At 64.0% G+C, this 14,586-nt stretch carries 11 protein-coding genes and 1 pseudogene; 5 read left to right on the top strand and 7 right to left on the bottom strand.

Going from position 1 to position 14,586, the window contains the following annotated elements; genetic code table 11:
- Window positions 1–18 precede the first annotated feature (18 nt).
- Window positions 19–1,266 (top strand): MFS transporter, encoded by a 1,248-nt coding sequence (locus tag GGD63_RS06080; RefSeq protein WP_183239999.1) that lies wholly within the window; start codon window positions 19–21, stop codon window positions 1,264–1,266.
- Between the two features lie 25 nt (window positions 1,267–1,291).
- Here the strand turns inward: GGD63_RS06080 and GGD63_RS06075 are convergent, their stop codons facing one another.
- The 6 genes and pseudogenes from GGD63_RS06075 to GGD63_RS06050 form a co-directional block, all read right to left on the bottom strand.
- The gene (locus tag GGD63_RS06075; RefSeq protein WP_183239997.1) at window positions 1,292–1,921 is read right to left on the bottom strand and encodes a phasin family protein; all 630 of its coding nucleotides are present in this window, start codon (window positions 1,919–1,921) and stop codon (window positions 1,292–1,294) included.
- A gap of 10 nt (window positions 1,922–1,931) precedes the next feature.
- Complete coding sequence (locus tag GGD63_RS06070) at window positions 1,932–2,552, bottom strand: ParA family protein (protein WP_183239995.1); 621 nt, start codon at window positions 2,550–2,552, stop codon at window positions 1,932–1,934.
- A 142-nt stretch (window positions 2,553–2,694) separates the two neighbouring features.
- Window positions 2,695–3,911: pseudogene (locus GGD63_RS06065) on the bottom strand (flavin-containing monooxygenase).
- Window positions 3,912–4,071: 160 nt separating this feature from the next.
- On the bottom strand, window positions 4,072–5,493 hold the full coding sequence (ahcY, locus tag GGD63_RS06060; RefSeq protein WP_183239994.1) for an adenosylhomocysteinase: 1,422 nt from the start codon (window positions 5,491–5,493) through the stop codon (window positions 4,072–4,074).
- A 306-nt stretch (window positions 5,494–5,799) separates the two neighbouring features.
- Entirely contained in the window at window positions 5,800–6,996 is a 1,197-nt protein-coding gene (gene metK, locus GGD63_RS06055) for a methionine adenosyltransferase (RefSeq protein WP_183239992.1), read from the bottom strand.
- A gap of 63 nt (window positions 6,997–7,059) precedes the next feature.
- On the bottom strand, window positions 7,060–8,415 hold the full coding sequence (locus GGD63_RS06050; RefSeq protein ID WP_183240756.1) for a hypothetical protein: 1,356 nt from the start codon (window positions 8,413–8,415) through the stop codon (window positions 7,060–7,062).
- A gap of 174 nt (window positions 8,416–8,589) precedes the next feature.
- On the opposite strand from GGD63_RS06050, the gene GGD63_RS06045 reads away from it, so the two are divergent.
- The 4 genes from GGD63_RS06045 to GGD63_RS06030 all read left to right on the top strand — a co-directional run bounded on the left by GGD63_RS06045 (window position 8,590) and on the right by GGD63_RS06030 (window position 13,344).
- Window positions 8,590–10,308, top strand: a complete 1,719-nt coding sequence (locus tag GGD63_RS06045) for a caspase family protein (protein ID WP_183239990.1) — start codon at window positions 8,590–8,592, stop codon at window positions 10,306–10,308.
- Between the two features lie 252 nt (window positions 10,309–10,560).
- Complete coding sequence (locus GGD63_RS06040) at window positions 10,561–11,490, top strand: DUF2167 domain-containing protein (protein WP_183239988.1); 930 nt, start codon at window positions 10,561–10,563, stop codon at window positions 11,488–11,490.
- Window positions 11,487–12,212, top strand: coding sequence for a site-2 protease family protein (locus GGD63_RS06035; protein WP_183239987.1), 726 nt, complete (start codon window positions 11,487–11,489; stop codon window positions 12,210–12,212). The genes GGD63_RS06040 and GGD63_RS06035 overlap by 4 nt, the downstream gene beginning before the upstream one ends.
- A gap of 16 nt (window positions 12,213–12,228) precedes the next feature.
- On the top strand, window positions 12,229–13,344 hold the full coding sequence (locus GGD63_RS06030; RefSeq protein WP_210315661.1) for an acyltransferase: 1,116 nt from the start codon (window positions 12,229–12,231) through the stop codon (window positions 13,342–13,344).
- Between the two features lie 57 nt (window positions 13,345–13,401).
- Here the strand turns inward: GGD63_RS06030 and GGD63_RS06025 are convergent, their stop codons facing one another.
- Entirely contained in the window at window positions 13,402–14,520 is a 1,119-nt protein-coding gene (locus GGD63_RS06025) for a cobalamin-independent methionine synthase II family protein (protein WP_183239985.1), read from the bottom strand.
- Window positions 14,521–14,586: the final 66 nt, after the last annotated feature.

The following is a 14,586-nucleotide window of genomic DNA, read 5'->3' as shown; positions in this document are numbered from 1 at the left end:
CGCGCGCAGGAGGATGACATGACCGACGCAGATACAAAGCGACACGTCGAGACCCGGCCGCATACGCGGCCGGGCTCAGAGTCCCAATCAACTTCACAAAGAACCTGGCGATATGCGGTCGCGGGCTTGTCCGCATCGCTGGTCGGACTCGGCCTCGCCCGCTTTTCCTATACGCCGCTGATCCCGGCCCTGATCGCGGCAAAATGGTTCAGCGCGTCCGATGTCGTCTATCTCGGTGCTGCGAACCTTGCCGGCTATCTCGCCGGCGCGCTCGCGGCACGCGCCATCGCCAGCCGGATCGGCGCAGTCCGCGCGCTGCGGGCGATGATGCTGCTCGCCACCCTCTCCTTCTTTGCGAGCTCGGCCCCGGTGTCGTTCACCTGGTTCTTCGCCTGGCGCTTTCTGTCGGGCCTTACCGGCGGCATCATCATGGTGCTGGCGGCGTCCGTCATTCTGCCGCACACATCGCCCGCAAGGCGCGGCATCGTCGGCGGCGTGATCTTTGCCGGCGTCGGCCTCGGCGTCGCCGCATCGGGCACGCTGGTGCCGCTGCTCCTGCAACAAGGCTTGCAGCAGAGCTGGTACGGCCTCGGCATGCTTTCTGCCGTGCTCACGCTCGCGAGCTGGTGGAACTGGCCTGTGGAAGCCAAGGCCGATGCTGCGCCTTCACATCATCAAGGGAAGCACCATCGCAGTTCGACGGCCACCCGTGCGCTGCTGGTCCAGTACGGCCTCAATGCCGTGGCGCTGGTGCCGCACATGGTCTTCATCGTCGATTTCGTGGCGCGGGGGCTCGGCCAGGGCATTGCCGCGGGATCGCGCTACTGGGTGCTGTACGGCCTCGGCGCGATCGTCGGCCCGCTCGTCACCGGCCATCTCGGCGACCGCTCAGGCTTTGGTCCCGCCCTGCGCGCGGCATTCCTGATCGAAGCAGCGGCGGTGCTGCTGCCGACCGTCAGCACCGCGCCGCTGTCGCTGATCGTGTCGAGCGTGGTGGTCGGCGGCTTCACGCCGGGCATCGTGCCGTTGGTGCTCGGACGCATCCACGAGCTCGTACCTCGTTCGACCGAACAGCAGCGCGCGACATGGAGCCGTGCCACCACCAGCTTTGCACTGTTCCAGGCGGCCGCCGCGTACGGCTTCTCCTGGATCTATGCGCAGACTGGCGGAGACTATCTGGTCCTGTTCGGCCTCGGTGGCGGCGCGGTCGTCCTTGCGCTGGCGATCGATCTCGGGCTCGCCCTGATCATCCTGCGCAGATCCTGAGCGCGATGACGGCAGGCGAGCGGCATTACCTGGCACTGGGCTTTGTCATGCTTTGAGCAAGCGATCTCAGCAACTCGGTTTGCTTCAGGACTAACTCACATTGCTTTCGCGCATGCGTGCCCGACAGCTCAACCAACTCCGCCAGCGTCTTTGCACGGCCTAGCTCCCGCGCATACTCCAAGGTCGCGCCCGCATTGACCTTCATCAGTTCGAGCACGACGGTACGACACTCGGCTACCGTTCCAATCGCGTCGATGAGATCGCTTTCCGCGACGACGGTTCCATTGGCCTCTGATGTCACACCGGCCAGCCGTGACTTTGCAAGGTCATCGGCATAGTTGAGCGTAGCGCTCATGCCGTCCAAAGCGCGGGCTTGATACTCCTTGGCTACGTCCACGATGAGATCAGTGGTGGTACTGCTCGGAGGTTCAGGTCTTGCAACGATGACGCTGGCCGCTTCTTGTACCGGAACAGTCATCGGAGCAGGCGCTTCTTGCACGATCTGCGGCGCATCTTGGGGGAAGACGGCGACTGAGCCCGGCGGCATGGCCAAGCCCTCATCGACCGCACGGCTCACTTCCGCCGCCAGTTCCAGCAGCGAGCGACGCCCGGCGCGTGCAACGTCAGCCGGCAGCTTTGAGCGCGCCTTTCCCATAATCGTCCCTCTACTCGGCCAAGTGCGCCGCGATCCAACCCCACAAACTGACAATTTCGTCCGAAGCTTTGCCCGCCGGTGCGAACTCCGTCACGCCCAACCCTGCTCCGAGCGCATCCTGGTGATCGTTACGCTGCGCAATAAACGGGAGCGCAAGCACGCCGAGCGAGCTTAGCGATGTGGCAGCTTCGCTCAACCGGCACCCCCGCGTCGGCGTCTGATTGAGGATGAAGGCAAATTGGCGGTTGAGCCTGCGAATGGCGATCAGTGTAGGGATTGCGGCTTCGATATCGGCCGGGCTCGGGCGCGCCGGGATGAGACAGAGATCGGCGCAGGCGATGACGCGCATCGCCAGGCTGTTGGTCGTGGCAGCTGTGTCGATGATGGCAAGCCAAACACCTTCGGCCCTCAGGCGCGCGATCAACGGTTCGATCTCGGCAGGATCGGTAACGCGTTCGACGCGAGGATAGGGATGCTCGCGGCGCTCATTCCATCTCGAGATCGTGCCTTGCGCGTCCGCCTCAATGAGAGCGACGCGTTCCGCGCGCTGCATTGCTGCCACCGCCAGTCCAACGGACAGCGTACTCTTGCCGCTTCCGCCTTTTTGCGTAACCAGGGCAAGGACGTGCATGCCCGCGCTCCCCTCAAGACGGCAACGACGCGGAACTCAGACGCTGTCGGAAATAAACTTCTTGCAGCGCAAAAAATACTACCGCAAGTCGCGATTCGTCTCAAGGGAACGCGAGGCTATCCCGGTATCCTACGTAGCAAGGTCAGGAGTATTGCATCACGCCGTCGTCGATCCGGCCGAAGCGCAGGGAGACGATATCGAGCGCGTAGTTCTGGTACAGCCGCCACGGCCGCTTCGAACCCTGCTTCGGCATCTTGGCGACCGAGCGCTGCACGTAGCCCGAGGTGAAATCGAGCGAGGGCTGCGCGGTGATTTCGGGGTCGTCATTGTGCGGCATGCATTGCCGGAAATTATGCCGGTCCATGTAGTTGATGAGCCGGCAGACATATTCGCAGGTGAGATCGCATTTCAGCGTCCAGGACGCATTGGTGTAACCGAAGGCCGAGGCCATGTTCGGTACGTCGGCATACATCATGCCCTTGTAGGTCAGCGCCTTGGCAAAATCGACGGCGCGGCCGTCGACGCTGACCTCGAGACCGCCAACGACCTGGAGCACCAGCCCCGTCGCCGTCACGATGATGTCGGCGGCAAGCTCGCGGCCGTCCTTCAGGCGGATACCGTCGCGCGTAAACGTGTCGATCTCGCTGGTGACGACGGACGCCCTCTGCTCGCGGATCGCCTTGAACAGATCGCCGTCGGGCACGAGGCACAGACGCTGGTCCCAGGGATTGTAGCGTGGCGTGAAATGGGTGGCGACGTCATAGTCGGGCCCGAGCGCCATCTGCACGCCCTTGAGGATGAGGTCCTTCACCTTCGCAGGCCTGCGCCGGCTGAGCTGGAAGAAGAACATCCCCCACATCACGTTGCGCCAGCGGATCAGATGATAGGCAAGCTGCGTCGGCAGATTGCGGCGCAGCTTGTTGGCGACAGGATCGTGCGCAGGGCGCGACACCACATAGGTCGGTGAGCGCTGCAGCATGGTGACCTGCGCCGCTTTCTTGGCGAGCTCCGGCACCAGCGTCACCGCGGTTGCGCCGGAGCCAATCACGACGACGCGCTTACCGGCATAGTCGATGTCCTCGGTCCATTTCTGCGGATGCACGATGCGGCCGGCGAAATCCGCCGTGCCCTTGAACTCCGGCGTGTTGTCCACGGCTTGAACGAATAGCCCAGCGTGAACATGTCGCTGTCGGACCGGATGCCGGGATAGCGAAACAAATCCCAGGTGCCGCCGATGCAATCGCGCCCCTCCAGGATGACGTAGCTCTTGGCCGGGCACTTGGTCTGCAAATGATAGCCCGCGCCGATGCCTGATAGCCCGGCACCGACGATGAGCACGTCGAAATGTTCTTGTTGCATGGTTTCCTCCGCCGAGGAGGATTGTCCGCCCGCCGCTGCTGGCCGTCAATTGGCAATCGGCCGTGCCGCAACTGCAAAGCGAGTTGAATTCCATGCGCCGAAACAACAAAGCCCCGGATCGCTCCGGGGCTTCGCATCGATGGTCGGTCGAACCGATGGCTCAGTAGCGGTAGTGATCCGACTTGTACGGACCTTCCTGCTTCACGCCGATATAGTCCGCCTGGTCCTTGCGCAGCTCGGTGAGCTTGACGCCGATCTTGGCGAGGTGCAGGCGCGCGACCTTCTCGTCGAGCGCCTTCGGCAGCACGTAGACTTCCTTCTTGTACTTGCCGTCCTTGTTGTTGGCGAACAGCTCGATCTGCGCCAGCGTCTGGTTGGTGAAGGACGCCGACATCACGAAGGACGGATGGCCCATCGCGTTGCCGAGGTTCACGAGGCGCCCCTCAGACAGCATGATGATGCGGTGCTTGTCGGGGAACTCGATCTCGTCGACCTGCGGCTTGATGTTGGTCCACTTCAGGTTACGCAGACCCGCGATCTGGATCTCGTTGTCGAAGTGGCCGATGTTGCAGACGATGGCGCGATCCTTCATCGCACGCATGTGCTCGATGGTGATGATGTCCTTGTTGCCGGTGGCGGTGACGAAGATGTCGGCGCGGGGCGCGGCGTCTTCCATGGTCACGACCTCGTAGCCTTCCATCGCGGCCTGCAGCGCGCAGATCGGATCGACTTCCGACACCATCACGCGGCAGCCGGCCTGGCGCAGCGAGGCCGCCGAACCCTTGCCGACGTCGCCGAAGCCCGCGACCATCGCGACCTTGCCCGACATCATCACGTCGGTGCCGCGGCGGATGCCGTCGACCAGCGATTCACGGCAGCCATAGAGGTTGTCGAACTTCGACTTGGTGACGCTGTCGTTGACGTTGATCGCCGGCCACAGCAGCGTGCCGGCCTTCTGCATGTCATAGAGACGATGCACGCCCGTGGTGGTCTCTTCGGAAACGCCCTTGATGCTCTTGGCGATCTCGGCGAAGTAGCCCTTCGGCTTTTCCTTGAGCTGCTTCTTCAGAAGCGCGAAGAAGACTTCCTCTTCCTCTGAACCGGGCTTGTCGAGGAAGGCGGTGTCGCCGTTCTCGGCGCGCAGACCGAGATGGACGTACATGGTGGCGTCACCGCCGTCGTCGAGGATCATGTTCGGGTGACCGCCGCCGTGCCAGTCGAACAGCTTTGCGGTGTAGTCCCAGTACTCGGTCAGCGTCTCGCCCTTGACGGCGAAGACGGGGATGCCGGCGGCCGCGATCGCAGCAGCGGCGTGATCCTGCGTCGAATAGATGTTGCAGGAGACCCAGCGGATGTCGGCGCCGAGTGCCGCCAGCGTCTCGATCAGCACGCCGGTCTGGATCGTCATGTGCAGCGAGCCTGCGATGCGCGCGCCCTTCAGCGGCTGCTTCGGCCCGAACTCCTCGCGGGTGGCCATCAGGCCGGGCATCTCGGTCTCGGCGAGCGAGAGCTCCTTGCGGCCGAAATCGGCGAGCGAAATGTCCTTGACGATATAATCAGTGAAGCCGGGCTTCGCGTTCATGTCTGTTTCCTAATCAGTGAGGGCTGGCGTGTCAGTACCAAGGCAAGCTGAACGCTATGTGGCACCATTCTCCCTCTCCCCGTTCTTACGGGGAGAGGCATAGGCGGCCTTCGGCCGCCGTATTAGTAGAACGCCGATGCAGAGCATCGGCTATGGGTGAGGGGCTCTATCCAAGCACTGAGCTTGCGGAGAGTTCCCCTCACCCGCCGCTTCGCGCATAGCCGAAGCTTTGCTTCGGCGTTTGCTTTAAGTACGGCCGCCGAAGGCGGCCTACGCTCTCCCCGCAAGCGGGGCGAGGTAAGAGCACTAAAGCGCGCGCTTCAGCTGCTCGACGAGATCGGTCTTCTCCCAGGAGAAGCCGCCCTCGTTGTCGGGCGTGCGACCGAAATGGCCGTAAGCCGAGGTGCGCGCGTAGATCGGGCGGTTGAGGTCGAGATGGCTGCGGATGCCACGCGGGGTGAGGTCCATCGCCTTGGCGGCGGCCTTCTCGAGCTGGTCCTCCGACACCTTACCGGTGCCGTGGGTGTCGATGTAGATCGACAGCGGGCGCGCCACGCCGATGGCGTAGGCGAGCTGCAGCGTGCAGCGGTCGGCAAGACCGGCTGCGACAATGTTCTTGGCGACGTAGCGCGCGGCATAGGCAGCCGAACGGTCGACCTTGGTCGGATCCTTGCCGGAGAACGCGCCGCCGCCGTGCGGGGCCGCGCCGCCATAGGTGTCCACGATGATCTTGCGGCCGGTCAGGCCGGAGTCGCCGTCGGGACCGCCGATGTAGAACTTGCCGGTCGGGTTGATGTGCCAGATGGTCTTCGGCGTGATCCAGTCCTTCGGCAGCGCCTCGCGCACATAGGGCTCGACGATCTCGCGGACCTGGTTCGAGGTGAGGTCCGGAACCAGGTGCTGGTGCGAGACCACGATCTCGCGCACGCCGACCGGCTTGCCGTTCTCGTACTGCACGGTGACCTGGCTCTTGGAGTCCGGACCGAGCACCTTCTCCTTGCCGGAGTGACGGGCTTCGGAGATGAGGCGGAGGATCTTGTGGGCGTAGAAGATCGGCGCCGGCATCAGGTCCGGGGTCTCGTTGGTGGCGTAGCCGAACATGATGCCCTGGTCGCCCGCGCCCTCTTCCTTGACCTCGCCCGGCTGCAGCGCGTCGACGCCCTGGGCGATGTCGGCCGACTGCGGATGCAGCAGGATCTCGATGTCGCAGGTCTTCCAGTGGAAGCCTTCCTGCTCGTAGCCGATGTCCTTGATCGCGCCGCGCACGACGCTCTCGATATGCTCGTTGGTGACGGACTTCGGGCCGCGGGTCTCGCCCGCGATCACGACCTTGTTGGTGGTCGCGAGCGTCTCGCAGGCGGCGCGGATGGCCCAGGGATCGATACCGGCCTTCGGCCCCTCGCGGTAGAACAGATCGACGATTTCATCGGAGATCCGGTCGCAGACCTTGTCGGGATGGCCCTCGGACACGGACTCGCTGGTGAAGAGATAGGACGCGCGCATCAAGTAACCCCTTGTTCCGCCACTCGACGGCGGTTCGTTTGCGATGTTTACCGTTGGATTGTGTCAATCACGCCGGCGCGAGATGACGTAGGATTCGTCAAGAAACCAGAGGCCGTTGTACTTTCTCAGCACGTCCCTGGCGGCATCCAGAGTGCGGCCGTTTTGAGTCGTTTCTGTCAATCGGTCGTCCTCGATCTGAGCGACATACACCGCCGCATTCCACGCTGCAAAGGCCGTCGAGGTTCCGATATTGCCCGTAACCTCGTTGGGCAGAGCTTCCATATCATACCTGAAGATCGAGCGGTTATCAGCATAAGCATTAAAATTTAAGTCGCGGCCCAACGACCCAAGCTCGTACTTCACGGCGCGCAATAGCTCATGACGGCTCACCGAGAAAGGATTTTCTCCGGGCCAGATCGCCTGGATCATTTCCATGCCGGGATCGTGACCATGGGAGTGGATTCCGATCAGCCGCCCCCCCGGCCGCAAGGCCCGCGCCAGGGGCGCAATGATACGTTTTGCCCGGAAATTGACCGAGGACAGCGCGCGGTATGGCTGGGATGCAATAACGAGGTCGAAATTGGCCTCGGTCTGGCCCGGCCGCGGAATGGTCGAATCCAGCAGGAACCTGTGGTCCTCGCGATAGAGCACGAGGACGACCGGCCGCTCATAGAGCGGCATGGCCGTGCGCGGGCTGATCGCGGCGCGCCAGTTCTGCTCCAGGAACGGCCGGAGCTCGGCGATCTGCTGCTCGAACTCGCCCGATGAAGATCCCCGGAGCGGGACTTCGTGCCAGACGGTGGCCGCTGCCGCCGCGGGCGATGCCGGCGTAAGCCAGGGCGCCTCCGAATAGAACATGTTGGTGAAGACAAAAACCGACGCCGGATGTTCGAAAATGCGGTCCGGCACCCTCTCCAGCGTCAGCCGCAGGTCCTCGAGGCTGAGCTCCTTGCCGGCCACGTAGAACGGCATGTGGGGGTAGCGCTGGTGCGTCGCGCGCAGCACCCGCGCCAGCACCGTTCCGTCGCCGACGCCCGCATCGAAAATGCGCAGCGCCGGCGGGCGCGGATGGATGGCGGAAAGCTCCAGCGCGACCCGGTCCGCGATCACCCGCTTCTCGCTGCAGGTGTGGACGAACAGCAGGTATTTCTGCCGGTTCTCGAAGAAACGGAAATTGCCGCGGGGATCGCGCTTTTCCGGGGGTACCTGAAGCCCGCGCGGCGGAGGCAGGCCGCCCGTCGTTGATGCAGCGATATAGGCCTGAATCCGCTCCAGCGTGTCGATGGTGATGCGCTTGCCCTCGCGCAGGCGCTGCACGAGCTTCCCATCGTTCACCGCACGCCGGCCGAAGGTCGATTCCGCCATGCCCGCCTTGCGGCAGAACTCGGTGATTTGGCTCAGGATTTCGTCGTTTTTCATTGGTGGGACGGGAGTGGGCAACGCAATTGGGGACTGCCTCTTAGCAAATTCTGCCCACCAGGGAAATAGGGGCCAGATCCCGTCCACCGCTGCGTTCGCACTGGCGGGGACCGGTGAACCCCGTGGCGCGGCCGGGCAACAAACAAGCGCCTCTCCTCCGATGGGACGACCGCCATGCGCCGCCTGCTTGTCGCGCTCTGCCTGCTCACCGCCGCGCTGTGGCCGGCGTCCGCCCTGGCGCAGGCGCGCAACCAGCTCGGGCCGCTCTGCACCACCGAGACCACCCCGGCGGACCGAATGGTCGACGCCTGCACCAAGATCATTGCGCTGAAGGTCTTCAAGGGCGAGCAGCTCGCGACCGTCTATTTCTGGCGCGCCGTCGGCTGGAACAAGAAGGGCGACTACACCAAGGTCATCGCTGATGCCACGGAGGCGATCCGGCTGCAGCCGAGCCAGGCGGTCTACAACTTGCGTGGATCGGCCTATTACGACAAGGGCGACTACGACATCGCGATCGCCGATTTCGACGATGCGCTGAAGCTCGGCCCGCCCAGCGGCATCATCTTCCACAATCGCGGCAATGCCTGGCGCGGCAAGCACGACTACGCCAAGGCGGTCGCCGACTACGACATGTCCATCAAATCAGATCCGAAATCGGCGTTCTCGTTCCAGAACCGCGGCATCGCGAAGGAAGCGCTCGGCGATCTCGACGGCGCACTCGCCGACATCAACCAGGCGATCCGGCTCGACCCGTCGCTGCCGCAGCCGCTGATCAACCGCACCTCGATCTGGCGCGCCAAGGGCGATTTCGATCGCGCCATCGCCGACGGCAGCGAGGCGATCCGGCTTGCCAAGGACAAGCCCCCGGTCAACATCATGACGCCGCCCAACAGCGTGCTGATCTCGGGCTACACCCACCGCGCGCTGGCCTATGAGGCCAAGGGCGACTATGCCCGCGCGCGCGACGACTACAAGGCGACGCTGGCGATCGTGGCGTCCGATGCCGGCAGCAAGGCCAACCAGGCAACGGCAAAGGTGCGGCTGTCGCTGGTGACGGATGCAGCCGCGCCGATACCGCGCGATGCGCCTTCCCCCGCGACGCAGCCGGCGGCATCCCCTGCCCAGCAGCAGACCGGCGCGGCACCTCTTCCCTCGCCCGCTCCAGCCGTTCGCGGCACACGCATGGCGCTGATCATCGGCAACGGCGCCTATGCGCATGTGAAGGCGCTGCCCAATCCGCCCAACGATGCGCGCGCGGTCGCGAAAAGCCTGCGCGATATCGGCTTCACCTTATCGGAGGGCATCGACCTCGACCGCGCCGCAATGCAGAAGATGACGCGCGACTTTCTGCGCGCGGCCGCGCGGGCGCAGGTCGCATTGGTCTACTATGCCGGCCATGGCGTGCAGGTCGACGGCCGCAACTATCTCATTCCCGTCGACGTCGAGCTCAAGCCGGGCACGGGCATGACGGAGGCGATGATCGACATGGACACGATCATGGCCGGCCTCGACGACCAGGTCCGCACCAACATCTTGATCTTCGATGCCTGCCGCAACAATCCGATGGCGCAGCAGGTCGCGAGCGCCGGCACCAATCGGGGCATCGAGGGTGCCTCGGGTCTCGCCGCGCCGACGAGCCTCGGCGCCGGCGCAACGCTGGGTGCCGGCACCCTGATCGCTTTCGCCACCGCACCGGGCCAGGTCGCGCTCGACGGCGAAGGCGCCAACTCGCCGTTCTCCGCCGCACTGTCCCGCCATATCGGCACGCCCGGGCTGGAGGTGCAGCAGATGCTCACGCGGGTGCGGGCCGAGGTGGTCTCGAGCACGAAGAACAAGCAGGTTCCGTGGTCGAATTCGTCGCTGCTGGGCGAGGTCTATCTGGCGGAGAAGTGAGGGCGAGCTTGCACCGGCCCGCCGGAGTGCCATGGCCCCGATGAGCGCCCCCGGGAATAAGCAGCTACGCCCATCCGGTTACGATTGCGGTTCTAATTAGCGAGGGTGACGACATCCCGCGGCAGCGCGCCAAAATTGCAACAGCCAGCGAGATAGTCGAACGCAACCTGCGGCTGTCCTGTCCTGCTGCCTATCGTTATCCTACAGTGCCGGCAACACCGACCGTCGGTGGACTGATTGCTGGGGGAACCCGTGGGAAAATTCGTTGCCGCTATCGGCATCGTCCTCTCTGTCATATTCGGATCACACCCTGGTTTCTCGCAAGGTGCAGCATCTAGCGAGGCGGCGCGCAAGGCGGAACTCGCCGCCGCGTGGCAGGCAGCCGGCAATGCCGGCACCGCCGGTCCCGCCGACATCCCGCTGATCGACCAGGCAAAGCTGAAAATCCCGACCGGCGACTTCTTCGTGCCGAAAGCCGAGGGGGCGCGGGTCATGCGCGCTCTCGGCAATGTCGTGCACGAGGCGACATTCGTCGGTCTCGTGCTCGGCACCCGGCAGAACGACCGGTGGCTGGTCGTGATCAACTACATCAAGGAAGGCTACATCAAGGATGATGCCGCCAAGGACTGGAATGCGGACGACCTCCTGAAGAACCTGAAGGAAGGCGTCGAGGAGTCCAACAAGGACCGCCTCGCCCGCGGATTTCCCGAGATGGAAGTGATCGGCTGGATCGAGCCGCCGCAATACGATGCCGTGTCGCACCGTCTGGTGTGGTCGGTCCTCGGCAAGGACAAGGGCGCGCCGGACAACGTCGAAAAGGACGTTAATTACAACACATACGCTTTGGGGCGCGAAGGCTATTTCAGCCTGAACCTGCTGTCGGACTCGAGCCGGATCGCAACGGACAAGGGAGCGGCTCACGAACTGCTCGCCAACCTCTCGTATCAATCCGGCAAGCGCTACGAGGACTTCAGCGCCTCGACCGACCGTATCGCAGAATATGGTCTGCTCGCGCTGGTCGGCGGCGTCGCCGCCAAGAAGCTCGGCCTGTTTGCGGTGCTGCTTGCCTTTGTGCTCAAGTTCGCCAAGGCCATCATCTTCGGTCTGGCGGTCGCCGGCGCCGGCGTGGCGAAATTCTTCCGCCGCAAGCCGCGCGGCGATTCCGCCGGCGGCACGGCATGAAGACTCTTTTTCTGCTGCTGTTCTCCGGGCTGAAATGGGGAAAGCTCGCCACCAGCGGCGGGACCATGCTTTTGTCGCTCGCGGTCTACGCGACGATCTGGGGCTGGCGCTACGCGGCGGGCTTCATCGCGCTGCTGCTCGCACACGAAATGGGTCACTACGTCGCCGCGCGGCAGCGCGGCCTCGATGTCGGCGCGCCGGCGTTCATTCCGTTCGTCGGTGCGTGGATCGCGCTCAAGGACAAGCCCGTCGACGTCGAGACGGAAGCCTATGTGGCGATCGCGGGTCCTGTGGTCGGAACGGCCGCCGCGCTCGCGGTCTATCTGTGGGCAAGATCGGAAGACAGCGCCCTGCTGCTCGCGATCTCCTATGCGGGACTGTTCCTCAATCTGTTCAATCTGCTGCCGATCTCGCCGCTCGACGGCGGCCGCGTGACGGCCGTCCTTAGTCCGCGAATCTGGTTCGTCGGCGTGCCGATCCTGGTTGCACTGGTGCTGTACCGGCCAAGCCCGATGCTGCTCGTCGTGGCGATCCTTGCGGCCCCGCAGCTCGTCAGCGCTTGGCGATACGATCCGCATGCGCCCGAGAACGTCGCCTATTACGGCGCGCCACTCCAGACCAAGCTCGAATATGGCGGCGCCTATCTCGCGCTCGCAGCCCTGCTCGCGGTCATGACCTACGACGTCCACGAGATGCTGGGACCAATGACGCGGCCGGGTTAGCCGAGGCAATATCGTCATGCCGAAAAGCTCGACATTGCCGGAGCCCCAGAAGCTCCTGGGACTGGAGGGGTTGCGCTTCCTTGCAACCGTCGCCGTCCTGTTGTGGCACTATCAGCACTTCGCGTTCGCTACCGGACCCCGCGTCAACCTCACCAGAAGCGAGCTGCCGTTCTACAGCGCTCTGTTCCCGTTCTACGAGGCCGGCGAATACGGCGTCTGGTTCTTCTGGTGCATCTCGGGCTTCATCTTCTTCTGGAAGTATCGCACCGCCGTCGCCGATCGCACGATCGACGGCCGAACCTTCTTCGTGTACCGGCTGTCGCGACTCTACCCACTCCATATCGCGACGTTGCTGCTGGTCGCCGTGCTGCAGCCGATCTATTTCGCGCAGCATGGCGTCTACTTTGTCTATCAGAACAACGATGTCCCGCACTTCGTCGCGCAGCTGTTCATGGCGAGCGACTGGCTGCCGCCGCGCAGCGAAAGCTTCAACGGACCGATCTGGTCGGTCTCGGTCGAGATCCTGGACTATGCGACCTTCTTCCTGACGCTGCGCTTTGTGACCAAATCCCCGCTGCTCAATCTGGTCGTGATTCTCGCCTCGATCACGTTCGGTACCCAGGTCGGGACCAGCCTGGCTTTCTTCTATGCGGGCGGGCTCGCCGCCATGGCCCGGCAGGCCGTCGCCTTTTCCCGGCATCGACGGATGTTGGAGGCGATGGCCGGGTGCACCGCCATCGCGGTGCCCGCGGCGCTCTGGCTAGCGGACATCGACATCGTCCCGGTCACCGGACCGCTGCTGCTGACCTATGCGCCGATCCTGTTGTTCTGCTGCTCGGGCCAGCTCACCTTGCCGCGGCGGATCGAGACATTGCTGGAGGTGGCCGGCAATATGACCTATTCCTGCTATCTCCTGCACTTCCCCATCCAGCTCGCCATCGCCCTCGCCTGCGCCGCCATGCAGCGGCCGATTCCCTATGGCGATCATCTGTTCTGGGCGGCCTTCGTGCTGCCGACACTCGTCGCCTCGCACCTCACCTATCGCTGGTTCGAGGCGCCGGCGCAGCGGCTGATCCGCAGCACTGTGCTGCGCAAAAAACAAGCGGGGCGGACAAGTCCGGCCCCGCTCTGATGTCGCCGATCAAGCAGCCCTGATGCCTCGCTCACGCGATGGCGCGGCTGCGCCGGATCACTGCCCCCATACTTCCTTGGCGATCTCGACCGCGAGGCTCAGCTTGGCCCACTGCTCCTCCTCGGAGAGGATGTTGCCTTCTTCGGTCGACGCAAAGCCGCATTGCGGGGACAGCGCGAGCTGCTCCAGCGGCGCGAACTTGGCGGCCTCTTCCAGACGGCGCTTGATGTCCTCTTTCTTCTCGAGCTCGCCGAACTTCGAGGTGATGACGCCGACCACGACGACCTTGTTGCCCTTGGGCAGGAAACGCAGCGGCTCGAAGCCGCCGGCGCGGTCGCTGTCGTATTCCAGGAAGTAGCCGTCGTAATTGGTGCCGGCGAGCAGGGTCTCGGCCACGGGTTCGTAACCGCCCGAAGAAATCCAGGTCGAGCGGAAATTGCCGCGGCAGACATGCGTCGTCACCACCATGTCGGCGGGCTTCTCCGCCAGCGCGTAGTTGATGATGCGGGCATAGATCTGCTGCAGGCCGTCGGGATTGTCGCCGCGCTCGCGCGCCTTCTGCAATTCGTCCTGCGAGCAGAGATAGGCCCAGACGGTGTCGTCGAACTGAAGGTAGCGGCAGCCGGCGTCGTAGAACGCCTTCACCGCCTTGCGGTAGGTCTTGCCGAGGTCCTCGTAGAAGGCGTCGAGATCGGGATAGACGTCCTTGGAGATCGACTTGCGGCCGCCGCGGAAGTGGAGCACCGCCGGCGATGGGATCGTCATCTTGGCGGTGACGTGGGCCTGGTCGGCGACCTTCTTCAGGAAGCGGAAGTGATCCAGCATCGGGTGGTTATCGGGAAAGTCGAGCTTGCCGATGACGCGGACCGCATCGTGACGAGTCTGCACGCCCGTGAACTGGATGCCGGTGTCGGGGTGGAACAGCTCGCAGCCGGTGAGCTTGGCCAGGAAGTCGAAATGCCACCAGGAGCGGCGGAACTCGCCGTCGGTCGCAAGCTTCATCCCGATCGAGGCCTGCTTGTGCACGACCTTCTCGATCTCCATGTCCTCGATCTTGCGCAGATCGTCGGCCGAGATCTCGCCCTTCTCCAGTTTTGCGCGGGCTTCCTTGATCTTGGCGGGGCGCAGGAGGCTGCCGACCTCGTCGGCGCGGAAGGGGGCTTTGGTTCGCTGCATTCTTGTTTCTCCCGAAATTTCAGTCGGCGCTCGTTGTACTCCCACTCCCCGCAAGCGGGGAGTAGC

Source organism: Bradyrhizobium sp. cir1, assembly GCF_014198245.1.
Taxonomy (GTDB): Bacteria; Pseudomonadota; Alphaproteobacteria; order Rhizobiales; family Xanthobacteraceae; genus Bradyrhizobium.
This window is presented reverse-complemented; position numbering and strand designations above follow the sequence as displayed.